Source organism: Brachyspira pilosicoli P43/6/78 (assembly GCF_000325665.1).
Lineage (GTDB): Bacteria > Spirochaetota > Brachyspiria > Brachyspirales > Brachyspiraceae > Brachyspira > Brachyspira pilosicoli.
In genome coordinates, this window is the sequence record NC_019908.1 from 1,148,617 (window position 1) to 1,172,468 (window position 23,852).

Here is a 23,852-nt window from a genome sequence, read left to right on the forward strand (position 1 = left end):
ATAAAACCTCTCGAGATTAGTTAATATTATAAACATTTATAATATTATATAGTAATAAATAATTATAACAATATATTATGATAACTAATTATTAAAGAATATATCATCAGGCTTTAAGCCTTCATTATTAGCAATCTCTCTGTCAGCACCAAGCTCTATAAGTAAATTGTAAGCCTCAGCCTTGTTATTAGCAGCAGCATAATAAAGAGCAGTCCAACCATCATTATCCTTAGCATTAATATCAACATGAAGCCTTTTTACTAAATAACTAATTACTTTTATATTATCATAAACAACAGCCATATGTAAAGCAGTAACATTTTTTTTAGTTTTGCTATTAATTAAATTCTCATTTTTATCTACTAAACTATTCATTATACGAACATTGCCAAAAGCAGCCGCATACAAAAAACTATTCCACCCCTCTTCATCATAAGTGTTAATATTAGCATTTTTTTTAATAAGCCTATTTACTATCCTACTGTCTCCATTGCTTTTAAATATTGCATAAAGTAAAGGAGTAGCACCGCCTATATAAACAGCCTCTCTGCTAAAATTATCTAATGCCGTATAATATCCGTTTGGAAGAGTTGCTTCTAAATTAATATTATCGCAGTCAAGTAAAACATCAACCGCTTTTATATTTTTATTTCTTATAGCAAAATGTAAAGCACTAAGTCCATAACCATCTTCAGCATTAATATTAGCACCATTTTCTATACTCTTTTTCAACTTTTTTATATCATTATCTCTTATAGCCTCAAATAATTCCCTATCAATATCACTTAATTCATTATACTTCATCATCACAAGCTCTCTAAGCCTAGTAGAAGGATACATACCATTATTGTCTGTAATCTGACTATTTGCCCCCAATTTTATAAGAAGCCTGTATGATTCAATGCTTTGAGAATTAGCAGCATGATAAAGAGCAGTCCAACCGTCAATGTCTCGAGAATTAATATCAATATTAAAATTAGTGCATATATATTCTATAACCTCATAATTATTATGACTGCTTGCTATATGAAGTATATTAACTCTAAACTCTGTTTCACTATTAACTAAACTTGGAGATTTTTCTGATATCAATTTTAAAGTATCAATATCAGAAAAAGCAGCAGCATACATAATACTATTATAGTTTTTATCATCTTTATCTTTTAAATATGAAGTATCTATATTATCTATAAATAATTTAATAATATCTTTTTTATCATTATAAATAGCATAAAGTAAAGGAGTAGCCCCCTCTAAATTGTTTTCATAATCTTTAGGAAGCCTTGATTTTAAGCTTTGTATATCATTTTCTAATACATATTTTATATAGTTAATATCATTATCTTCAATGGCATTAAATATTTTATTTACATAATTATCATAAGCATGCAAATTAGAAAATATTATAATAATAAATAAAATAAATATTTTTTTAATCATTTTAATACCCGTAAATTAAAAAGTAGTAGTAGTTCTATTATCTCTCAAATCTGTAATAGTAGAGTTAAGGTCATATTCTCTTCTAGGCAAACCAGCACCAGGAAAATCTGTAAGAGTGAATTCAATCCAGAACTCTTTATTCCAATAAGAACCTTTAACAGAACCGCTAGCAATATCTGAAGGAAGAGCAGAAGGCGATATAGAGAAAGTAGCTCTTAATTGCCAGCCGTCTAATTCATGCCATATACTAGTATTGATAGAACTTAATTTAAACAAACTGTCTATCCTTTTTTGAGAATCTCTAAAATTAAATGAATCAACAATATCCCAGAAAGGATTAACCCAAGTCTCATTTTCTCTTTCAGCATAAGACTTTATATATCTATAAGCTCTGTCATTTCTGCTTGTTGTAGAAAAACTAAAAGTAAATTGTTCTAATATTTTTAATTCAAACCCAAGTGAAAAAGCAGCAGAGTTATATTTATAATTAATAAAATCATGTTTATATGTTATATCAAAGAAAAATCTAAAATCATTTTTATAACCATCAAAGAATTTCTTTTTATTATTTCTTACCAATATCCAATCTGTAAGATTATCTATAGGAATAGGTATGTGAATAAGAGTATTAATAGCATTTTGAGTGAAGTTTGTACCGAGTAGGTTTTTAGATAAATCATAAGAAATATATGAAGAATCATAATATAACCTAGTAGAACCGCCTACTTCAGTTGTTAAGAATCTATTAGTGTTATGTATAAGTTCATAATTTTTAGTTTGGGCATTATATGTTGGTATGAGGTCATAACCTGTTCTAACAGTTCCTCTAATATCCCAGTTTAAATTAGGTATAAAAAATATGCTGTAACCTGTACCGCCTACATTCAAACTCGTGTTAATACTATGACTGCTAAAATCACCATTTTGATTTTCATTAGTATATGAAGAGTCTTTTTGTTTAAATCTATATCCAATATTATATGATGTATCCCAGCTTACAGATGGCGAAAAATAATTATCAAGCTTGTATGGAAGTATTGAGTTCGGCAAAAATACAGAGAGATTCATACTGCTTGCTAAACCTAAATATGTATTATCTCTATCATAAATTAAGTCTTCAGATTTAGGATCAATACTTTTTTGATAAGCATAATCAATATTAACATTAGGAGTAAATCTCATAAATAAATTGGTAAAACTTCTAGATAATCCACCGTTTAATTGTAAATTATTTCTTTCAGCTAATTTCTCATTTAATTGTTCATTAAGTTTAGGGTTATTATAGAATGCTATACCTTCAGAAGTTTTATAATCTATTGTGTGAGAATAATTCATGCTAATATTATAATTAATATTGAAATTAGGAAAATAATAAGAAGTCTCATCGCCAAAAATAGAACTATAACTAGCAGACAAAGATGGTAAAACTAATCTGCTTGGTTTAGGCATATAATAGTCAAAATTGGTATTATAATTTACAGATAAGTTTCTCACAGCAGTAAGATTCCATTCTGCACCAGCTCTTAAATTAACACCATATATACTACTATTAACATATATAGAGTTTTCTATATAACTCTCTGGATATGAATCTCCTATATCACTTAAATTTCCAGTAATAGCAGTAAATAATGACAATATATCCAAAGCCCCTCTTTGGTTATAAAAATCAGACTTAAAATATAAATCACTATTTAAATTTAATTTACCAGTAAGATAAGCATTAATATTTTCTCCGCTATATAATTGTATTGTATGGTCATACTGAAACTTGTATCTAGGTATAAATTTACCAGGCTTGCCGCCTGTAAAATAGTTTACATATCTAGTACCAAAACCAATACTAGAAGATATATAAGAATCAAGCAAATAATATTGTCTTCCCAAAGCAAACATAGCATCTAAAGACAAATTATGATACTGGCTGGTATATCTAATTTCATCTCCAATAAGAAAACCTAGCTTTTGATATGCATCAAACCTTATTCTATGGCTAACACCATATAAATCAAAAGTCTTACTGTTTTGCATATAAACACCTTCCCTCAAACTTTGACCGAAAGTGCTTATAATACCAGTACCAACATTGTTTTGAATAAATAAAGGGAAATAGAATACAGGCTGTCTTCCAACCCTATATATACTGTTAAATATTAATATCTTTTTTGTATCCCATAAATAAACTCTTGATGCTAAAAAGTCATGTGCTACTGGGGTGAGCCTAGAAAAACTTACACTGCTGTCATTGGCAAAAAAATCCGGGTCATTAAATTTTATTATATTTCCTTGAAGAGTAAAACTTTGGAATTTTGTGTTACCATTATATAAAATACCCTTCTTATCATCTTTATTGAGCATGAACCATTCGCCATTTAAAACGCTATCTCCAGATTCAACTTTCAAATTACCAGAAGCAAATATTTCACCCGTTTTCAAACTATATACAACCCTATCTGCACTCATAATATTGTTGTATACTTTAAGCTGTACATTTCCGTATAGTGCTATTAATTCTTCCCCAGCTTCTTCTATCTTATATCTTTCAACATAATCAGCACTTTTAAACTCTATCTGTCCGCCGCCTGTATTGATGCTAGCACGTGCTACATTTTTTATATTATCTTCGCCTGTAATTTTTATAACATCTACATTGACTTGCCTTTTGATAATTCTAGCTCTTAAACTAGCCTCATCATCATAAGGATAAATTTCTATGCCATAATTTCTTGCATATTCTGTTAATACATAATATGGAGTAAAATTAACTATATTGATAAAAGAAACAGGATTTCTTTTAGCATCAAATTGATTTATTTGCATTAATACGTTTTCATTTGTTCTAATATTATTATTATCTTGATTATTATCTTGTGCATATAAGTATGCATTAAATATTATTAAAGATAATAGTAATATCAAGACTCGCATTATTGCCTCTTAAAAATCACGTTTATCTTTTTTTAAGAAAATTTTATTTTAAAGAAATTACGTTTTCCTACTTTTAGTATACCCTCTTTATTTATATTAGAGTTTATATCCGTAATCTTTTCATTATCTAAAGTAACACTGCCTTGAGAAATCAATCTTTTCAAATTAGATTTACTTTCATTTTTCATGCATACAGATAAAATATTTAAAATATTATCATCTTTACCAACAACAATCTCTTCTATTTCATCAGGTACACCTTTAGAGCTAAATATTCTCTTAAACTCCTCTTCAGCATTATTAGCATCATCTTCTGTATGATATAATTTTACTATTTCTTTAGCAAGAATAGACTTAATGTTTCTAGGGTTATCGCCTTCTTCCATAGCCTTTTTATAATTTCTTATATCATTCATAGGTATATCTGTAACTAATTCCATATATTTAAGAATTAAACCATCAGGTATACTCATTGCTTTACCATACATATCTTTAGGACTGTCATAAACACCTATATAATTGCCTAAAGATTTACTCATCTTCTCAACACCATCTAAACCTTCAAGCAAAGGCACTGTTAAAACTGCCTGAGGAGATAGACCATATTCTTTCATTAGGGTTCTTCCAACAAGTAAGTTAAACTTCTGGTCATTACCTCCAAGCTCAACATCGCATTCTAAAGAAACAGAATCATAACCCTGTGCTAATGGATATAAAAACTCCATTATACTTATAGGCTGACCATTTTTATATCTTTTAGAAAAATCATCTCTCTCTATCATTTGTGCTACTGTGTATCTTGAAGTAAGCCCAAGCACATCAGCAAAACTCATCTTACCAAGCCATTTAGAGTTAAACTCAACTATAGTTTTTTCAGGGTCCAAAATTTTAAAAACTTGCTGTTTATAAGTTTCAGCATTTCTCAATACATCTTCTTCACTTAATCTAGGACGTGTTTTTGTTTTACCAGATGGGTCTCCTATTCTTCCTGTAAAATCTCCTATAAGAAATATCACTTTATGTCCAAGTAATTGAAAATGTCTCATCTTCCTTAAAAGTACAGTGTGTCCTAAGTGTATATCTGGAGCTGTTGGGTCAAAACCTGCTTTTACTGTTAATTTTTTTCCGCTTTTTAGTTTTTCTTTTATCTCTTCCAAGCCTATTATTTCGCTTGCTCCTCTTGTAATTAATTCTATAGATTCTTCTAAAGTGTATTGTTTCTCTTCCATACTTATATCAACCCTTATAAAATTTAAAATATATGAATCTATAATAATGTAAATTTTAATTAAAGTCAATTATTTAAAAAAATCTAAAATATATTATAATAATAATAAATCAAAAAAACATGAGGATAAGATAAATGGAAAATCAAGTTAATAGCGTAAATGTAGAAACTGCAGTTCAATTAATAAAAACAAATAAAGACTTACAACTATTAGATATTAGAGGTCCATATGAGGTAAAAGCTACTGGATTTATAGAAGGAAGCATGCTTTTAGACCCTAGCGACCGCCAAATTATAGAGACAATTGAAAACTTAGACAGAGACAAAGAATATTTATTATATTGCGCAAGCGGAGGACGTTCTTTTGCTGTATCGCAATATATGCTAAAAAAAGGATTCAAGCATTTAAATAACCTTATGAATGCTGGATATATGGAACTATCTATTGCTTTAGAAAATAGTAAATAATTTAATTTACACTATTGCAATAAACTTTAACTTATAATATAATAATTCAGATAGTTTAGAATAATTTAATTTTTTGGAGATAAATCAATGAAAAAAAATATACATCCAGAATACTATGAAACTGATGTAAATTGTGCTTGCGGTGCTAATTTTAAAATACATTCAGTTCAAAAAAACTTTACACGTTGACATTTGTCATAATTGTCACCCTTTCTTTACTGGTAAACAAAAAATATTAGATACTGCTGGTAGAGTTGATAAATTCAAAAAACGTTATGGCTTAAAAAAAATAATATTTAATCAATAAATATAAAAAATATTTAAGTCTATAAAGTATTATATCTGTATTATATACTTTGTAGACTTTATTTATTGATAAAGGCAGTTTATGGACAGCGACGGCGTTTACAAAAGAGTAAATATCAACAAAGTAATATCTCAAATATTAAAAACCAACCCTAACATAACAGAAGCCAAAGCAAACGAATTAGCATACAAAATGATAAAAGAACTTAACAAAGAAAGTTTCTTCTATGGTAGCTGATTTTGAAAACGGCGAAGGCGACTTTATGGCTTGTTATTTCGAATCTATAGAAAAGCAATAAATCCATTAAGATATAATAAAATAAAAAGTATAAATATTTCAGTGTTATTCAGAATATATATTGTATTTTTGATTATAATTAAATACTATCTCACTCAAATGCAGTCTTTTTGCTTCTTTTGGTCACAAAAAGAACTGGGGGTGTGGTGGGCAAAGCCACCACAAATAATAAATTTTAAAATTTAATTTTAGCATGTATTTAAACAGCTATATTTTGTAATGTAAGTTTTTATTTTATTCAACTTTTTCCCGCCTTCGCGGTGCGGACTTCGTCAAAGTTGCAAAAAGTGCAAGTTAAGAGAATAATACTAACTATATTTTACATGAGTAATATTAAACTAAAAACAATATAAATATTCATTAATTCGCTTTTAAAATATATATAATAACTGAATCATCTAAAGTAATTTTTTATCGAGATAATCTTTTGAAAGTCTTAAAACAAATGGTCTTCCATGCGGGCAATTAGTTAATATATTTTCTTCTTCAAGCAAATCAAGTAATGTTTGCATATCATTAAGAGAAAGTTTATCCCCTGCCTTTGGTGAATATTTACAAGATATTGTGCTGCATGTATGTTTTATTAATTTTTCTAAACTATTATTACTCTCTTTGGAAATATATATATCCAAAATATCTTTAATAATTTTATCTATCTTTTGATTCTTTGGTATATATATTGGAACTTCATCTATTATAATACTATTTTTTGAATTAGATTCAAACTTTATACCTATAGATTCTATTTGTTCTTTTGAAGAATTTAATATATCTATTTCATAATCTCTATATTCTATTTCACAAGGTATAAGCAGTTTCTCATATTCTAATTTACCGCTCATTAAAGTCTTGTATATTCTCTCGTAATTAAGCCTCTCATATGCTGCATGTTGGTCTATAATATACATTTCATTTCCTCTTTCGGCTATGATATATGAAGAGAAAACCTGCCCTACTGCTTTTACATACTCACCAAACTCTATATTATTTTTTTGAGGCTCTAAGTTATTATTATTTATATCATCTCTATTAAGCACATTATCATAAGAAACATTAGAAACTAATTCATTATTATTAAATACAGTATGAGAATAATTATTTTCTGTGTGATTAAAATTATTAGCAGAATTACTAGCAGTGATATTATTACTTTGTATTGGAAATGTTGGAGTGATGTCTTTATCAATATCTACTTCAATATTAACAGAAGAGAAATTATTTACGCTATTAATATTATTGTATATGGCATTATAAATTATACCAGAAATATCTCTTTCATTTTTTATTCTAACTTCCTTTTTACTTGGATGCACATTAACATCAACTTTATTTGTATCCACATTAATATATAAAAAGAAAAACGGATATCTCTCTTTTGGTATTGAGTTAGAATAGGCATTTTTTATAGCATAGGCAATAACTCTATTTTCTATTGGTCTATTATTTAAAAATATAAAATTATTCTTCCTCATAGACTGACTTATTTTAGAATTGGAAAAAAGCCCATATATATTTATATCATTTTTCTCTATATTTAATTCTATTAAATTTGAAAAAATGTTACTGTCATTCAAATAATTTTCAATTCTATCTTTTAAATTATCAACTTTCAAATAACTATTTACAAGCTTACCGTTATTATATAGCTTCATAGTGATATTAGGCTGAACCAAAGCCTCCATATCAAATACTTCTTTAACTAAATAAAACTCTCTTGATATATGCTTTAAAAACTTGTATCTTGCAGGTATATTAAAAAAAAGATTTTTAGCAGTAATCTTAGTACCATTAACAGAAGCATAAGGCTTATGTTCTAATATTTTTCCAGCCTCAACAACAATTTTTCCGCCAGTTTTTTCATCAATACTCTTTGAAACTATTTCTAAATTGGTAACATCTCCTATAGAAGCCAATGCCTCCCCTCTAAAACCTAGAGTGTATATATTATCCAAATCTTCTATAGAATAAATTTTACTAGTAGCATGATGAGTAATAGCTAATGGAAGCTCCTCAAAAGCTATACCACTTCCATTATCTTCTACTATCATAGTTTTTATTCCAGCCTCTTCAACACTCACTTCTATATTATCAGCTCCGCTATCAACAGCATTTTCAAGAAGCTCTTTAAGCATTGATGCAGGTCTCTCTATTATCTCTCCGGCAGCTATACGATTTGCTACAGATTTTGGAAGCTTCATTATACTTTTTTTCATTGTTGCATTATATTATATTTCTAATAAAAAATAAAATTTTTTAATTATTATAATACTAATAATTGAATATTTTTTTAATATATATTATGATAAAAAAATATCATTGGTTTAATTTATGAAAAAACTTTTATTTATAGCAATATTATCTATTATAGTTATCTTCTCTCAAGAAGAATGTAAAGGCCCAGATGGAGACTCCAAGCCTACACCATTTAGACATGACAAAAGTTTTATAAAATACAGCTATAATATTACAATAGAAGATTTTCTTTTTTGTTCATTAGTATTTTTTTCTATAGTTATTCCATCTTTTATTATCATAAATAAAAAATAATTATAGTTTTATTATAATAATACATTAATTTTGTATAATACATATTCCGATAATATAGAAGTATGTTAAATAATATTTAGTAATATTAGGAGTTTTTATGTATAAAAAAATATTATTATTACTAACTCTAATATTATTTAGTTTTATTGTTTCTTGCAATGACAAAGATAATAAAGAAGCCAATATAAACAACAGATTGCAAGACGATGAATATATAACTAAAATAGTAGAAAGCAATTCAAAATAAGTTTTTTATATAAACTTTGTATTAAAAAAGCCCGCCTACCAACTGTAAACGAGCCTTAAAATTTTATTATCTGTCATCTAATGTAATTAGCACTTCTCTTGGCTTAGAGCCGTTTTCAGGCCCTACAATACCCTGACGCTCCATAATCTCTACTATTCTAGCAGCACGGTTATAACCTATTTTTAAACGTCTTTGTAAGAATGATGCACTAGCCTTGCCTGTTCTAGCAACAAGTTCAACAGCATCTTCCCAAAGCTCTTCGTCTAATATATCCTCTTCATCAGTGTTTTTGTCATCATCGCTTCCCTCTAATGCCGCAATCAAGCTCTCATCAAACATAGGAGACATCTCTCCAGATAAATAATCAACCACCTTCTTAACTTCATTATCAGAAACAAAAGCACCCTGAACCCTCTCAGGCATCTGGCTTCCAGAAGAACAGAATAAAGCATCTCCCTTACCCAATAACTGCTCGGCACCAGACATATCTATTATAATACGTGAGTTTGTTTTGTTAGGTACTTGGAATGCAATTCTAGTAGGTAAATTAGCCTTTATAACACCAGTAACAACATCTGCAGAAGGTCTTTGTGTGGCAATTATTAAGTGTATACCAACAGCCCTACTCATACCAGCCAAACGTGATATTAAATCCTCAACCTCTTTTGATGCAACAACCATCAAATTGTGAAGCTCATCTATCACTAAAACTATATATGGGAACAACTCTAAAGGCTCTCCGTTAAACTCTGTCTCTCCCTCTTTAAGAAGCTGTTTTACTTTTTCGTTGTAAGTCTTAACATTTCTAACGAAGAATCTCTCCATTCTTTCGTATCTTTTCTCCATTATGTCTACAATATATCTCAACACTATAGTAGCCTTCTTCTCATCAGAAACAACAGGAGACATTAAATGCGGTATGCCGTTATATATAGAAAGCTCAACTCTCTTTTTATCTACAAATATAAACTTAAGCTCATCAGGTCTAAACTTGTAATAAAAGCGAAAGTATTATTGTAGATAAACAAACACTTTTACCAGAACCAGTAGTACCAGCAACAAGCAAGTGAGGAGCTTCAGACATATCTGATACAACATTGTTTCCATATATTCCTTTTCCAAGTACAAATGGTATATCAAGCTTTGATTGTCTGAAATCGCTGCTTTCTAATACATCTCTTAAAAATACAGCATTTCTCACTTTGTTTGGTATCTCTATACCTATAACAGAGCGACCTGGTATTGGTGCTATTATTCTCACACTCTCTGAAGCAAGTGCTAAAGCAATATTGTCCGTTAAGTTTGATATTTTTGACACTCTAGTACCTGCCGCTAATTCAAGCTCATATCTTGTAATAACAGGTCCTCTTGATACTCCTGTAACTTTAGCTTCTATATTAAAATCAAGCAATGTATTTTCTAATTGTATTGCTGTTTGTTTTATAGATTCAAGCATTGCATTATCATTTACAGGAATTGATCTATTAAGCAAATCAAATGGAGGAGCTTTATAATGTTTATCTACATACTTGCTGTCAAAGTTTGATTGTATTAAGTCAAAATCATTTTTATGATTTTTATATAGTATTGGCTTTTGAGGCTCCTTTAATGTGTTTACTTTTTTTTCTGATTCTATATTTATAAAACCGCTATTAGTTTCATTATCATTTTTTATATCTTCTATAGAGTTTAATTTTTCAGCATATTTCTGAAGTTCTTTTTCAACATCATATTCTTCTTCATTATTGCTTGTATTATCATAATATTTAGAATCATTTGAAAAATTATGAAGCTCTCTCAAATCATCTTTTATTTTTACATCTTCTATATCATTATAAGATTTATCAACATTGTAAAGCTCTTCTTCGTCCAAATCAAAACAATTTAATATACTATCATCATCAATAATATTATTGTTATTGTAATTTGGTATATGGTCTTCTCTTCTATAAGCTCTCTTTGAAGCATAACCCATAGGAAACTCAAAGTGACTGCTCTTATTAGTTGTTGTTTCTGAATAATTTAACTGTTCTTTGTTATTGCTTCCTCTTTTTATTTTGCCATGCTCTCTGTCATACATTTCTTTTAATTGTTTATTTTCATTAGCAACTCTTCTTAGTTTATCTAATATATTTTCTTTATTATCAGTTTTAAAAGAGCTATTAGTTTTATATAAGGCATCAGTATCATTAAAATCATCAATAGGCTGATTTATAGTATTTTCTTTTTTTAGAGTTTTTTCTTTATACTCTTTATATAATTTATCTAAATCTTCAATATATTCTATTTTGTTATTTTCTATTTTCTCATCATTATTATTTAACTCTTTAAACTTTCTCTCTCTGTTTTTATATATATTTTCAAGTATCACACTCTCATCATAATCGCTATTTATACTATTTTTAGCTCTCAAAAAATTTTCTGTTGTATCATAATAATTAATATTACCTTCGTAAGCAGCCTTTTTAAAATCTGACTTTTTGGCTCTATTAATGCTAAAATCCCAATCAATATTTTCTATTGCCTCATGAACATTTTTATTATATTCATCATCATATTGTTTTAATTCATTATATTGATTGAAAGCATCTTCTTTTTTTTTTATATCAGTTTTTATATTATTTCCAAATGCAGCCTCAAATAAAGAATTGCCCATATCCTCTTCTCTATCTTCTATTGCATTAACATTAATCCTTCCATAATTATCTCTTTTCAAATTATTTAAACTCTCAACCATATAATCTAATTCTTTATTCTTAGCATCATCAAAATCATTTCTCTTATTAAAAAAGTCGTCCATTAGATTATCATTTATATTTTCATTTTTATTATATTTTCTCTCAGATGAATTATAATGATTGAAAGATATTTTTTCTATAAATGGAGTATTGCTAAACTCAAAATCAGATACTTCTTTTTTACTAAATATAGGCAAGTAATCCATAGAAGAACTTTTTTTATTATTTTCTTTTTTATAATTTTTTTCATTTCCTTCTTCTTTCATTTCATCTCTTTTCATTTCTTCTTTTTTAGTTTTTATAGTATCAGATATTTTTCTCTCAACATCTTTTAAATCTATTTTTTTTACCATATCTTTGCAATAATTAACTAAATCAAGCAGTGAAACTTTAGCAAATACTATTATAGTAATAAGAAGTATAGCAGAAGTTATTATTACAGCACCAATATTTCCAAATAATGAAGCAAGAGAGCCTCCTATAACCTCTCCCATCATTCCGCCTTTATAATAAAAAGCCTTATCTCCAAGTAATATATCAAGAAGTATGCTAGACAACATCATCACAAATGATAAAAGAAGAGCAAACATCAAAATATTTTTAACAGAATTTTTTAATATAATATTTACTCCAGCATATATAAAAAATGCAGGTATTACAAAAGAAGAAACACCAAAAGCAGAAAATGAATACTCAGCAATATAAGCACCAAACTTACCAAGTAAATTATTTGTTGCAAGAGAAGTATTCATCTCTCCTATATTAGCACTCAAATATGATAAAATTAATATACCAGCAAAAAGTATGCATAAAAAACCAATAATATCATATATAGGGTTTCTATTTTTATCATCATATGATTGATAAACATTTTTACTCTCAGCTCTTTTTTGTATGTTTAATTTTCTTTTAGTAAACATTATAAAAACTCCAGCTATTTTTAAGCATTAATAAAATATATATACACAGCTAAACCAACTATTATGCAGTAAAAACTAAAGTAATAAAGCTTTCCTTTTTTGAGAAAAGACATTAAAAACTTTAAAGCAATAACTCCAAATATAAAAGAAGTAAGAAGACCAACTATCACATAAGTAACATTAAAGTCTGTTAAATCCTTTAAAGAAAGAAGCAAAGCACCAAATATAGCAGGCAAAGATATTAAAAAAGAAAATCTTCCTGCAAAATCTCTATTAAGCCCCAAAAATAAAGCAGCACTTATAGTCATACCAGACCTTGATATTCCAGGGAAAACTGCTATAGCCTGAGCAAAACCAATCAATAAAGCATTATAATATGTTGTTGTAAGAGCATCTTTATTAATTCCTCTATCAGCTTTTTTTGTAAGAAGAAGTATAGAACCAGTTATAATAAGATTAAGCCCTACTCTCTTTGTATCAATATTGCTTAAATATTCCTCTAAAAACAAACCCACTATAGCAACAGGTATTGAAGCTATAATTACCATAAGCCCAACCCTGAAACCTTCGCTATTTTTGCTTGAATATTTAATATCTTTTAATCCAGAAAAGAAACCAACTATTGCATTAATAATATCCTTACGAAATACCAAACAAGTGGCTAAAAATGTACCAAAATGAAGTGCTATTTCAAAAGATAATATGTTTTCTGTATTAAACTGAAGGAAATATTCTGCTATTCTCAAATGACCTGAACTAGATACTGGCAAAAATTCAGTAACTGCTTGAATAAATCCTAATATAATTGCTTTTACCATTAAAAAACTACCCCTATTCTTTATAAATTGTTTACATAATACTGTTATAATTCTCGGATAGTTTAAAAAAAACAACACAAAAAAATTATGTAAACTCTAATTAATATTTTTATAGAGCAACTTTTTAATATGAATCTACTACATTTCAAACAAAAAAATAGGTATTTTCATGCAATATACAACTTATATATTGTTTTTTTAAAGATTAAAAATTCATATAATATAAAATATTCTATTATAAAAGGACTTTATATATGGAAAATGAAATCTTATTATATAATTTAGGTTACAACATAAGATTACTTAGAAAAAGCAAAAAAATGACTATAGACGCCCTAGCAGAACATGCAGGGGTATCAAGTAAATATTTGCAAGGCATAGAAGTTGGTAATAGAAATATATCAGTAAAAAGATTAAATAAAATAGCAAGAGCCTTAGAAACAACTCCAGAAAGTCTATTAACTATAAAAAGCAGCAACCTAGAAAATAGAGATGATAAACTTCTAAACACTTATGAAAAATTAAAAAAAGTTGAATCAAATAAATTAGATATCATATCCAATTTAATAGACGATATAAATAAATTATCAAGTTCAGAAAACAATAAAAAAAGACCTTAAACAAAAATTAATTTGCTCAAGGTCTTTTATTTATTAAAAGTTATTAACTTAATTAATAGCTAATAATGTTTCTTGTAAAGCAGCCATATAATCTTTAGCTCTTGAAACATTTGGATTATCTGGATAAGTATTAACAAATGTATCTAAAGCTTTATAAGAATCAGAATATCTTCCAACTTTGAAGTATGATAATCCAATATAAAGCAAAGCTTCAGCATCAAGAGTATAAACATTATTTAATCTTACTCTATTAAAATAATCTACAGCACTATTATAATTTTTCTCATTATAATAAGACTCACCAATTTTAAATAAAGCCTCTTCCTGATATTTTGTTCTAGGGAAAAGAGTAGCTATTTTATTATAATACATTCTAGCTTTAACATAATTCTTTTGAACATACATTCTATGAGCTATAGCAGGTACTTGAATAAGATAAGTTCTTGAAACCTCATTATAATAAATGCTAGTATTATAATATTTTAAGAAATCTTCATATATTTCAAAAGCTCTGTCATATTCATTCATAGCAAAATAAACTCTAGCTCTTCCCAAAACTGCTAACTCACCATCTGACCTTAAAAAATAACTTAAAGCTTCACCATATTTTTTCTCAAAGAACAACTGATATCCATATTGCATATTTATAGTAGAAGCTAAAGATTTATCAGCAGGTTTTAAATTATTTTGTAATTTAGCAATGATATATTGGTCAGCACTGTTTTGTAATCTTGCTATATCTGCATAAGCTATTATAGCATCAAGCTGATAAGCTTCAAAACCCACACCGTCTATTATTTCAGATAAACGATTTTTAGCTAAATTATAATTTTTCATTTTCTTTAATGAATCAGCTACAATAAAATAAGATTCTGCTACATTGCTTACAGGTTTTGACCTGCTGTCTATAGACAAATATTCATTTAAATTATTGATAGCTTCATTATAATTTTCTAATTCATAATATCTTTTTCCTTTCTGGAAATATCTTTCAGGAGAAGACAAGGTAGAAACTTTAGTAATAAAAACACCTATCAATATAGCTACAACTGTAATAACAGAAGCTAAAACTGCTGCATAAGTTTTCATAATCTCTCCTTTTATTATAAATCACTTAAAACTTGATTAATCCAGAAATTAACTTCATTAGGATTAATAGATTTTATTTTTTTCAATGTATCTAAAGCATTCTTTTTTCTTCCAGCACTCTTATAGGATTTACCAAGAAGTAAATTAATATCATAATATAAAGCACTATCAACTTTTTTTCTTGATATAGGCTCTAAAATTTTAATTGCTCCGGCATAATTATTAGCCTTAAACTGAGCCAAAGCCCTCTGATATTCAGAACTATATCTTTGATATTCAGTTGGAGTCTTTTTAGTGTTATCTTTTTTTATCTCAACATTAACAATATTCTCATTCTTATCATTTGTAAAACTAGTAACCTTTAATTCATTTGTAACGTTTTCAACCATACGGCTTTGATTTGTAAAGTCATTAGTAACAAAATCATTAGTATTAATTTCATTAGTCAATGAATCATTAGTAGGATTAATTATATATATTTTAGTAGTGTTATAGTAATTAGTATAATTATTAGTCAAGTTATAATAATTAGTATAATTGTAATAATTTGTACTGAAAACTATTCCTCTATTTGAGTCTATTCTATTAGTAGTGTAATAGAGATCAACATAATTTGTAGGAGGCAATATAGTATAATTTGTATCAAATAAATTAGTATTCGGATAATAACTTAAAAAATCATTACTACTTACTATGTTTGTAAGCATATCATTTGTAAAGTAAGTATTATTAGTATTAAGGTCATTAGTTATAATATCATTTGTAATAATATTATTAGTAATGATTTCATTAGTATTTATTTCATTATTGATATTAGTCATATCATTTTTAAATGGGTCATAATATTCAAACTGCATCAAATCCATATTTTCTGTAGCAGTGTAGAAATTAATATTATCTATATATGATATTACAGCATAATAATATTTATCATATTTAGGTAAATTATCATAGATAGTATATGTAGTAGAAGCGTTAGTTGCTTTTGTTGAAGCTACCACTTTTGCATTAGTAAGCACTGTTTTACTTAAAATAGGGTCTTCACTTCTATAAACATAATACATCAAATTCGGATGATAAATACCAACCCAACTTACTTCCACTTTATTTTCTTCTATATGTTTAATATTAAGTTTAGTTACAAGTCTTCTAGAGTTAGGCAAATCATTATAATTTTCTATACTAATTCTATCAGAAGAGGTCTGAGCAATCAAACTAGTGTATAAGTATGCAAAAGCTACTAATACTAAAGTTAATAATAGATATAATTTATTGTTTTTTAATCTTTTCATCTTATTATCCTCTTTGTACTATTATAATAGTCGGATGCATATATTATAAATTTTACACTATGCTATAAAAAAATAAATAAAAACTTTATATTTTTTCCATAATCATAGCAATTAAAAAGCCAAAACACATAGATAAAACTGTTGCAGTAAGCATTCCCAAACTTAAAGTAGTAATATTAGGCCATAAACTTAAAAAAGATACAACTATTATACCAAGTACAAAACCAAATAATATAGATTTATGTTTTTGTATAACAATAGTAACAAGTTTAGATATAGTAAAAATTCCTATAGCAACCCCAAGACCTAAAAACATTAATGGATATACATTAGCAAAATTTTTAGTAAGAGTAGATACAAGATTAGATACATTCTCATACTCACCCAATATTAATAAAAGCAAAGAACCAGATATACCAGGTATCACCATAGCAACAGCCGCAGCTATACCGCAGAAAAATAATTTAATTCCATAAAATATAGAAAAATCTCCAGTATAAGTAGTCTCTCCAGCAGGCTTATTAATATCGAAGTAAACAAATATTGCCATTATAAAAGCACCTATAAAAAAAGATATAAATACTTTAAAATCAAATTTATCTATAGTCTTAGTAACAAACGGAAAAGAACCAAGTATAAGCCCTACAAAAAATATTTTAGTAGGTATAGGGTAATATTGAAATAAATAATTAATAATATTTAAAAAAAGTACTATAGAAACTCCAGCACCCAAAAAAACAGGTACTAATATTTTTAAGCTCTCCCCTACCTCTTTCCATTTTAATTTAATAATAGCAGTAGGCAAAGTAGATATAGCATAAGTAAGATTTTCGTATATTCCAAGTACAAACGCTATAGTACCGCCAGAAACACCAGGTATAGCATTTGCCACACCTATAGCCATACCCTTAATAAGGTAAGATATATAATTTCTTATGTTCATTTTATTCTCTTTGTTTAGATTTTTTTATGATTTATTTTTTATTAAAGTGCTTAAATAAAATAAGCCATGCATCAAAACACATGGCTTTAATAGTCAAAATCACTCTACAACAGCTATAATTTCAACTTCTACTAAAGCATCTTTAGGTAAAGCTTTAACAGCTACTGTACTTCTTGCAGGAGGGTTTTCTGTGAAATATTTAGCATATACTTCATTGAAAGCAGCAAAATTAGCCATATCGCTTAAGAAACAAGTAGTTTTAATAACATTAGCAAAAGTTAAGTTTTCAGATTCTAATAAACCTTTAATATTTTCCATTACTCTTTCTGTCTGTGCTTGAATATTGTTTTCAGCCATAGCACCGCTAACAGGGTCTAGAGGTATCTGACCTGAAGCAAATATAAAATTTCCGCTTTTAACAGCTTGAGAATAAGGACCTATAGCTTGTGGTGCTTTGTGAGTTTTTATTATTTTTTTCTCCATAAAAGATTCTCCTTTTTTATATTATTTAATTTAATCACCATTTTATTGAAAGAATTATAATAATTTTTTACAAAATATCAAGCAAATAATATAAAACTTTATACTATTTTATATAATAAAATATAAAATATATTTATTAATTAACAATAAAGCCTCTTGACAATTTTTTATTATGTAGTATAATTCGGTACTCATAAGCTTTTAGAAATAAAAAAATCAATACTGGGGTGTCGTCAAGCGGTAAGACAAGTGGTTTTGGTCCATTTATTCGGGGGTTCGAATCCTCCCACCCCAACTTTTCTTTAATGTGGTTGTAATTATGGGTATAGAAGAAGAAATATTAGTTTTAAGCGGTACAGCTAACCCTCAGCTTGCTAAAGATGTTGTTGATAATTTAGGCATTAAATTGGGCAATATGCAAATACGCAAATTCGCTGATGGTGAAACCTTCGTACAAATAGAAGAAACTGCTAGAAATAAAGATACATACATAATTCAGCCTACAGGAAGACCTTCCAGCAATGAAAGTTGGATGGAATTATTCTGTGTAATAGATGCTTTAAAAAGAGCTAGTGCTAAAAGAATTACTGCTGTTATACCATATTACGGATATTCTAGACAAGATAGAAAAAATGAACCTAGAGTGCCTATAACTGCTAAATTAGTAGCTAACCTCTTGCAAGCTTCTGGCGTTCACAGAGTTTTAGCTCTTGATTTGCACGCAGCTCAAATACAAGGCTTTTTTGATATACCTGTTGATCATATGCTTTCTAAAAATGTTTTCTTAGAAAAAATAAGAAAGGATATAGATATATCAAATGCTATGGTTGTTTCACCTGATATAGGCGGTGTAGGAAGAGCTAGATTTATAGCAAAAACTCTTAATCTCGATATTGCTATTATAGATAAAAGAAGAGACAGAGCAAATGAATGCGAGGTTATGAATGTTATTGGTAATGTAGAAGGTAAAGATGCTATCATTATAGATGATATTATTGATACCGGCGGAACATTACTTAAAGGTATTGCAGCTCTTAAAAAAGCAGGTATGAGAAAAATATATATATTTATAACTCATGCAGTATGTTCTGGTGATGCTTACGAGAGAATCAATGCTAGTGAAGTAGAAAAACTTTATATTACTGATAGCTTAAAAGTAATGACTGACAGATTAGGCAGTAAAATAGAAGTGCTCTCTGTTGCTCCTGTTATTGCTAATGCTATTAAATATATACATTTAGAACGTTCTATAAGCGTTTTATTTGATCAGTAAAACATTATTTTTTGAAGGAAACTAAAATGAGTGAAAATTACACTATTAAAGCTTTACAAAGAGATACTACTAAAAAAAGCGTTGGTCATAAACTAATTAATGACGGATATGCTTTAGCTACTCTTTACGGAAGAGGCAAAGAATATGCTATTGCTGTAGAATTAAAAGAATTCGTAAAAATATTCTCTTTAGCTGGACAGCATGATATTATTACTTTAGATATACAAAACGATCAAAAAAGAGAAGTTCTAGTTAAAGACTATCAATTAGATGGTATCAAAAGAACTATCAGACATATAGATTTCTATGAAATAGATAGAAACAAAAAAATCAAAACTTTCGTACCTATTCGTATTGAAGGAATACCTGAAGGTGTTCGTTTGGGCGGCGGTACATTAGAACAAGTTGAATATGAATTACCTATAAAAGCTTTCCCTGGTTCTATACCTAGAGAAATTACTGTTGATGTTACAGAACTTAAAGTTGGAAGCAGCTTACACATAAGTGATATTAAATTCCCAGAAGGTGTAGACCCTGTAGGTGACGGTTCTAAAGCTGTTGTTACTGTTGTTACTACACAAGATGAAGATACTCCTAACAAAGGTGCTGCTGCTGAAGCATAATAATAAAATTACAGGATAATCTTATTTTATGATGAAATTAGTTATGGGACTTGGCAATCCTGGTAATGAATATCAAAATCATAGACATAATGTCGGTTATATGATACTCGATAAGGTTGCCAAGAAACTTAATGTAGAATTAGATATTAAAAAAAAGAAAACTGTATTTGGTAAGGCTAAATATGGTAAAATTGAATATCTTCTCCTCAAACCGCAAACTTTTATGAATCTTTCTGGTGAGGCTGCTTTATATATGGCTAGCTTCATGAAAATCGCAGTTGATGATATTATTGTTATATATGATGATATGAATATTCCTGTAGGCGAGTTCAAACTTGTAATCGCTAAAAATGATGCTGATGATAATGACAATGAAGAAAAAGAAGGTCCTATAAAACATAATGGTATCAAAAGCATAGAAGAGTCATTAAAAAGCAATAATTTTACTAGAGTTGGTATTGGTATAGGTGCACCTGCTGAAGGTCAAGAAATAGCTGATTTCGTCTTATCCCCTTTCACAAAAGATGAAAGAAAAAAAATAAAAGATATAACTGATGATGTAGTTGATGCTATATGTAAGGTTTTATTTGAATCTAATAATAAAACATCTAAAAAGAAGTATCTATGACAAAATTAGTAATTGGGCTTGGTAATCCGGGCGAAGAATATAAAAATCATAGGCATAATATAGGTTTTATTATTATTGACAAATTAGCACAAAACCTATCTCTCAAATTCGACAATAACAAAAAAAAATCATTATTTACAAGAGCAAAACTTAATAACACAGATTTTATACTATTAAAACCTCAAACTTTTATGAATCTCTCTGGAGAATCTGCCATTTATATATCAAAATTTTTCAATATAAAACCAGAAGATATAATAGTAATATATGATGATATGGATATACCGTTTGGAATTTTTAAGATAAAAAAAGGCGGAAGTTCTGGCGGGCATAATGGAATAAAAAGTTTAATAGCACAATTACAAACTGATGATTTTATAAGACTTAGAGTTGGAATAGGAAGACCAAGTTTTGGAAAAAAGGTTAATGATTATGTTCTATCTTCTTTTAGTAAAAGTGAGAGAGAAAATATAGATAATGATTTGGGTGAAAATGTAATAGAGGCTATAAAAACTATATTATTTGAATCATACACTATAGCACAAAACAAATATAATAAAAGAATAAATAATAAGGACACAAACAATGATTAAAATTGTAGCCAAAAACTATATAAAAAAAGATAAAAAAGATGATTTTTTAAAATTGGCTAAAGAATTAATAATAGAAAGCAGAAAAGAAGATGGATGTATAGCTTATGATATTTATGAAAGCATAGACGGATTATGTTTAACTTTTATAGAAGAATGGAAAGATGAAGAAGCTATAAAGTCTCATAACAGCAGCAATCATTTTATAACTATAGTTCCTAAATTAGCTGAGTTTCTTGACGGCGAAATGGATGTAACATTATACAAAAAAATAAATATATAAAAATAATTAAATATATTAAAACTTTTATAATTATAGTGTATAATCATTAATTATTATATTTAAGGATATTTATGATACTCAAAGAACTAACGTTACGTTCTTTTAGAAATTATAATGAAAATACATTCGAATTTTCAAAGCATATTAATATACTATATGGAATAAACGGTTGTGGAAAAACTAATATACTAGAAGCTATATATATTCTTGGAAATGGAATATCATTTAGAACTCGTTTAGACAGAGAATTAATAAAATATGGAAATGATAATTATTTTTTAAGAGGAATATTCAAAGAAGATGATTTGAATTATGACACTAATATAGAAATAGTATATCAAAAAAAAACAAAAAAAGTATTTATAAACAAAAAAGAAATTACCTCAAGAAAAAATTTAATAGGCAAAATACTTTATGTTATATTTCTTCCTAATGACACTGATATGGTAACATCAGAGCCTAAACTTAGAAGAGATTATTTTAATATGCTAATATCAAGCATTTCAAATGAATATCTTTTATCACTCATAAAATACAACAAACTTCTAAAAATGAGAAATATTTATCTGACAACAAGTCCAAATGATGCTCATATTTATAATGAAGATATAGCAAAATTATCTTTATATATTGCTAATGAAAATAAAAAATATTCTATGCTTTTAGAAGAAAAGATGAATGAAATATACAGAACTATTTTTCAAAATGATAACCCATACAAAATAAAATATTTATCTACAATAGAAGATATAGCAAATGAAAATGAATATATAAAAAAATTAGAAAGTACAATAAAAGAGCAGATAAAAATGCGTACTACATATTTTGGTATACATAGAGCCGAGTATCAATTCTTTTATAAGGATTCTCTATCAAGAAAATTTTCTTCTCAAGGTGAAAAAAGAATGCTTACTCTTATAATGAAACTGGCAAGTGAAAAAATATTATATGAATACAGAAAAAAATCCCCAATACTATTAATAGATGATGCTATGCTTGAACTTGATAACATTAAAAGAGAAAGTATTTTAGAATATATAAAAACATTAGGTCAAGTATTTATTACAGTTACTGAAAAAGAAAAGTTATCAAAATTTGAAGAGAGTAGAGTTTTTGATATTGTTAATATAAAAAATTAAATTTTTAATAAACTTCTTTACATTATAATTGTTTATGTTAAACTTATTACAAATAATCAATAAAAAACGGAGTGTTATATTATGGGATTATTCTCTAAAAAAATTCAAATAAAAGCACCTATTAATGGAAAATTAATTGATATTACAGAAGTAAAAGATGAAGCCTTTTCAAGCAAAGCACTTGGAGATGGAATGGCAATTATACCTTCTGAAGGTAAAGTATATGCTCCTGTAGATGGTGAAGTTATTACTATGATAGATACAAACCATGCTATAGGTTTATTAGCTGGAGGAGTTGAAATATTAATACATATAGGAATGGATACTGTAAGACTTGGCGGAAAATATTTTAAAGCTCATGTTAAAGAAGGAGATAAAGTAAAAGCAGGTACTTTACTTATAGAATTTGAAAAGGAAGAAGTTGAAAAAGAATATGATATAACATCTCCTATAATAATTTCAAATTACAGCGAATTAAAATCACTTACAAAAACAGACCCAAGAGAAGTAAATACAACTGAAATTATAATGACAGCTGTAAAATAATTTTTTGAAAAATGAATTTATGAAGGGGCTTTTAAAAGCCCCTTTTATTATATATTTTTTTTAATTATTGCGGTGGCTAGCCCCCCCCCCCTGCGAAGCGTGCCCTTAGGGTACGCACCCCCACTTCTTTTGCGACTGAAGGAAGTGCCGGCGACCAAAGGGAGTCCTTCAGGGCGACCGTAGGAAGTACCTTTAGGTAAGGCGTGACCCAAAGAAGCAAAAAGGCTGCATTTAATGAAGTATAGCTTTTGATGTATATACAGAATATAGACATTATTTTATATATCCCAAAATATAAAGCTAAAACATTTGCACTTTCGCGAAGCGTATCTGAAGGATATAAGGTTCTTTGACGAAGTACGCACCGCGTAAGGCGGGAAAAAGAACAATAAATTTTTTATATTT

Annotated in this window: 25 protein-coding genes and 1 tRNA gene; 15 read left to right on the plus strand and 11 right to left on the minus strand. The window is 27.7% G+C overall.

Going from position 1 to position 23,852, the window contains the following annotated elements:
• Positions 1–84: 84 nt before the first annotated feature.
• Genes BPP43_RS05105 through tyrS form a run of 3 tightly spaced genes read right to left on the minus strand, consistent with a single transcriptional unit; the run spans position 85 to position 5,597 of the window.
• On the minus strand, positions 85–1,440 hold the full coding sequence (locus BPP43_RS05105; RefSeq protein WP_015274366.1) for an ankyrin repeat domain-containing protein: 1,356 nt from the start codon (positions 1,438–1,440) through the stop codon (positions 85–87).
• A 15-nt stretch (positions 1,441–1,455) separates the two neighbouring features.
• On the minus strand, positions 1,456–4,368 hold the full coding sequence (locus BPP43_RS05110; RefSeq protein WP_041747843.1) for an LPS-assembly protein LptD: 2,913 nt from the start codon (positions 4,366–4,368) through the stop codon (positions 1,456–1,458).
• A 32-nt stretch (positions 4,369–4,400) separates the two neighbouring features.
• Positions 4,401–5,597, minus strand: coding sequence for a tyrosine--tRNA ligase (gene tyrS, locus BPP43_RS05115; protein ID WP_015274367.1), 1,197 nt, complete (start codon positions 5,595–5,597; stop codon positions 4,401–4,403).
• Between the two features lie 134 nt (positions 5,598–5,731).
• Here tyrS and BPP43_RS05120 point away from each other — a divergent pair, with 134 nt between their 5' ends.
• From BPP43_RS05120 to BPP43_RS05130, 4 genes are all read left to right on the plus strand, one after another.
• Complete coding sequence (locus BPP43_RS05120) at positions 5,732–6,064, plus strand: rhodanese-like domain-containing protein (RefSeq protein WP_013244861.1); 333 nt, start codon at positions 5,732–5,734, stop codon at positions 6,062–6,064.
• A gap of 87 nt (positions 6,065–6,151) precedes the next feature.
• Complete coding sequence (locus tag BPP43_RS12755) at positions 6,152–6,253, plus strand: 50S ribosomal protein L31 (RefSeq protein WP_015274368.1); 102 nt, start codon at positions 6,152–6,154, stop codon at positions 6,251–6,253.
• Entirely contained in the window at positions 6,207–6,371 is a 165-nt protein-coding gene (gene rpmE / locus BPP43_RS05125) for a 50S ribosomal protein L31 (protein ID WP_435369423.1), read from the plus strand. Before BPP43_RS12755 ends, rpmE begins: the two co-directional genes overlap by 47 nt.
• An 81-nt stretch (positions 6,372–6,452) precedes the next feature.
• A complete protein-coding gene (locus BPP43_RS05130) occupies positions 6,453–6,608 on the plus strand; it encodes a hypothetical protein (RefSeq protein ID WP_015274369.1) in 156 nt (51 codons plus the stop codon).
• Positions 6,609–7,066: 458 nt separating this feature from the next.
• On the opposite strand, the gene mutL is transcribed toward BPP43_RS05130, so the two are convergent.
• Positions 7,067–8,881: a DNA mismatch repair endonuclease MutL gene (gene mutL / locus BPP43_RS05135; RefSeq protein WP_041752816.1), complete on the minus strand. Its 1,815-nt coding sequence runs from the start codon at positions 8,879–8,881 to the stop codon at positions 7,067–7,069.
• A gap of 115 nt (positions 8,882–8,996) precedes the next feature.
• On the opposite strand from mutL, the gene BPP43_RS05140 reads away from it, so the two are divergent.
• Positions 8,997–9,215: a hypothetical protein gene (locus tag BPP43_RS05140; RefSeq protein WP_015274371.1), complete on the plus strand. Its 219-nt coding sequence runs from the start codon at positions 8,997–8,999 to the stop codon at positions 9,213–9,215.
• 97 nt (positions 9,216–9,312) lie between these two features.
• Positions 9,313–9,462, plus strand: coding sequence for a hypothetical protein (locus BPP43_RS11715; RefSeq protein ID WP_013244856.1), 150 nt, complete (start codon positions 9,313–9,315; stop codon positions 9,460–9,462).
• 66 nt (positions 9,463–9,528) lie between these two features.
• Here the strand turns inward: BPP43_RS11715 and BPP43_RS12110 are convergent, their stop codons facing one another.
• Genes BPP43_RS12110 through BPP43_RS05150 form a run of 3 tightly spaced genes read right to left on the minus strand, consistent with a single transcriptional unit; the run spans position 9,529 to position 13,938 of the window.
• Positions 9,529–10,428 carry a DNA translocase FtsK gene (locus BPP43_RS12110; RefSeq protein WP_252832420.1) on the minus strand — a complete coding sequence of 300 codons (900 nt, stop codon included), beginning with the start codon at positions 10,426–10,428 and terminating at the stop codon, positions 9,529–9,531.
• 19 nt (positions 10,429–10,447) lie between these two features.
• Entirely contained in the window at positions 10,448–13,120 is a 2,673-nt protein-coding gene (locus tag BPP43_RS05145) for a DNA translocase FtsK 4TM domain-containing protein (protein WP_252832416.1), read from the minus strand.
• Between the two features lie 20 nt (positions 13,121–13,140).
• Positions 13,141–13,938 carry an undecaprenyl-diphosphate phosphatase gene (locus BPP43_RS05150; protein ID WP_015274372.1) on the minus strand — a complete coding sequence of 266 codons (798 nt, stop codon included), beginning with the start codon at positions 13,936–13,938 and terminating at the stop codon, positions 13,141–13,143.
• A 254-nt stretch (positions 13,939–14,192) separates the two neighbouring features.
• Here BPP43_RS05150 and BPP43_RS05155 point away from each other — a divergent pair, with 254 nt between their 5' ends.
• The gene (locus BPP43_RS05155; RefSeq protein ID WP_013244853.1) at positions 14,193–14,558 is read left to right on the plus strand and encodes a helix-turn-helix domain-containing protein; all 366 of its coding nucleotides are present in this window, start codon (positions 14,193–14,195) and stop codon (positions 14,556–14,558) included.
• Between the two features lie 48 nt (positions 14,559–14,606).
• On the opposite strand, the gene BPP43_RS05160 is transcribed toward BPP43_RS05155, so the two are convergent.
• The 4 genes from BPP43_RS05160 to BPP43_RS05175 all read right to left on the minus strand — a co-directional run bounded on the left by BPP43_RS05160 (position 14,607) and on the right by BPP43_RS05175 (position 18,365).
• Positions 14,607–15,647, minus strand: coding sequence for a tetratricopeptide repeat protein (locus BPP43_RS05160; protein ID WP_013244852.1), 1,041 nt, complete (start codon positions 15,645–15,647; stop codon positions 14,607–14,609).
• A gap of 14 nt (positions 15,648–15,661) precedes the next feature.
• Complete coding sequence (locus BPP43_RS05165; protein ID WP_014932686.1) at positions 15,662–16,939, minus strand: tetratricopeptide repeat protein; 1,278 nt, start codon at positions 16,937–16,939, stop codon at positions 15,662–15,664.
• An 85-nt stretch (positions 16,940–17,024) separates the two neighbouring features.
• Positions 17,025–17,882, minus strand: a complete 858-nt coding sequence (locus BPP43_RS05170) for a DUF368 domain-containing protein (RefSeq protein ID WP_013244850.1) — start codon at positions 17,880–17,882, stop codon at positions 17,025–17,027.
• 99 nt (positions 17,883–17,981) lie between these two features.
• Entirely contained in the window at positions 17,982–18,365 is a 384-nt protein-coding gene (locus BPP43_RS05175; RefSeq protein ID WP_013244849.1) for a RidA family protein, read from the minus strand.
• 223 nt (positions 18,366–18,588) lie between these two features.
• Between BPP43_RS05175 and BPP43_RS05180 the strand changes: the two genes are divergently transcribed.
• The 8 genes from BPP43_RS05180 to BPP43_RS05215 all read left to right on the plus strand — a co-directional run bounded on the left by BPP43_RS05180 (position 18,589) and on the right by BPP43_RS05215 (position 23,447).
• A tRNA-Gln gene (locus BPP43_RS05180) sits at positions 18,589–18,660 on the plus strand.
• A 24-nt stretch (positions 18,661–18,684) separates the two neighbouring features.
• The gene (locus BPP43_RS05185; protein ID WP_014932685.1) at positions 18,685–19,638 is read left to right on the plus strand and encodes a ribose-phosphate diphosphokinase; all 954 of its coding nucleotides are present in this window, start codon (positions 18,685–18,687) and stop codon (positions 19,636–19,638) included.
• A gap of 26 nt (positions 19,639–19,664) precedes the next feature.
• A complete protein-coding gene (locus tag BPP43_RS05190) occupies positions 19,665–20,261 on the plus strand; it encodes a 50S ribosomal protein L25 (RefSeq protein ID WP_013244847.1) in 597 nt (198 codons plus the stop codon).
• 28 nt (positions 20,262–20,289) lie between these two features.
• On the plus strand, positions 20,290–20,889 hold the full coding sequence (gene pth / locus BPP43_RS05195; protein ID WP_014932684.1) for an aminoacyl-tRNA hydrolase: 600 nt from the start codon (positions 20,290–20,292) through the stop codon (positions 20,887–20,889).
• Positions 20,886–21,482 (plus strand): aminoacyl-tRNA hydrolase, encoded by a 597-nt coding sequence (gene pth, locus BPP43_RS05200; RefSeq protein WP_015274373.1) that lies wholly within the window; start codon positions 20,886–20,888, stop codon positions 21,480–21,482. Before pth (BPP43_RS05195) ends, pth (BPP43_RS05200) begins: the two co-directional genes overlap by 4 nt.
• The gene (locus BPP43_RS05205) at positions 21,475–21,762 is read left to right on the plus strand and encodes a putative quinol monooxygenase (protein WP_013244844.1); all 288 of its coding nucleotides are present in this window, start codon (positions 21,475–21,477) and stop codon (positions 21,760–21,762) included. The genes pth (BPP43_RS05200) and BPP43_RS05205 overlap by 8 nt, the downstream gene beginning before the upstream one ends.
• A gap of 71 nt (positions 21,763–21,833) precedes the next feature.
• Positions 21,834–22,901 (plus strand): DNA replication/repair protein RecF, encoded by a 1,068-nt coding sequence (gene recF / locus BPP43_RS05210; RefSeq protein WP_015274374.1) that lies wholly within the window; start codon positions 21,834–21,836, stop codon positions 22,899–22,901.
• Positions 22,902–22,982: 81 nt separating this feature from the next.
• The gene (locus tag BPP43_RS05215; protein ID WP_013244842.1) at positions 22,983–23,447 is read left to right on the plus strand and encodes a PTS sugar transporter subunit IIA; all 465 of its coding nucleotides are present in this window, start codon (positions 22,983–22,985) and stop codon (positions 23,445–23,447) included.
• Positions 23,448–23,852 lie beyond the last annotated feature (405 nt).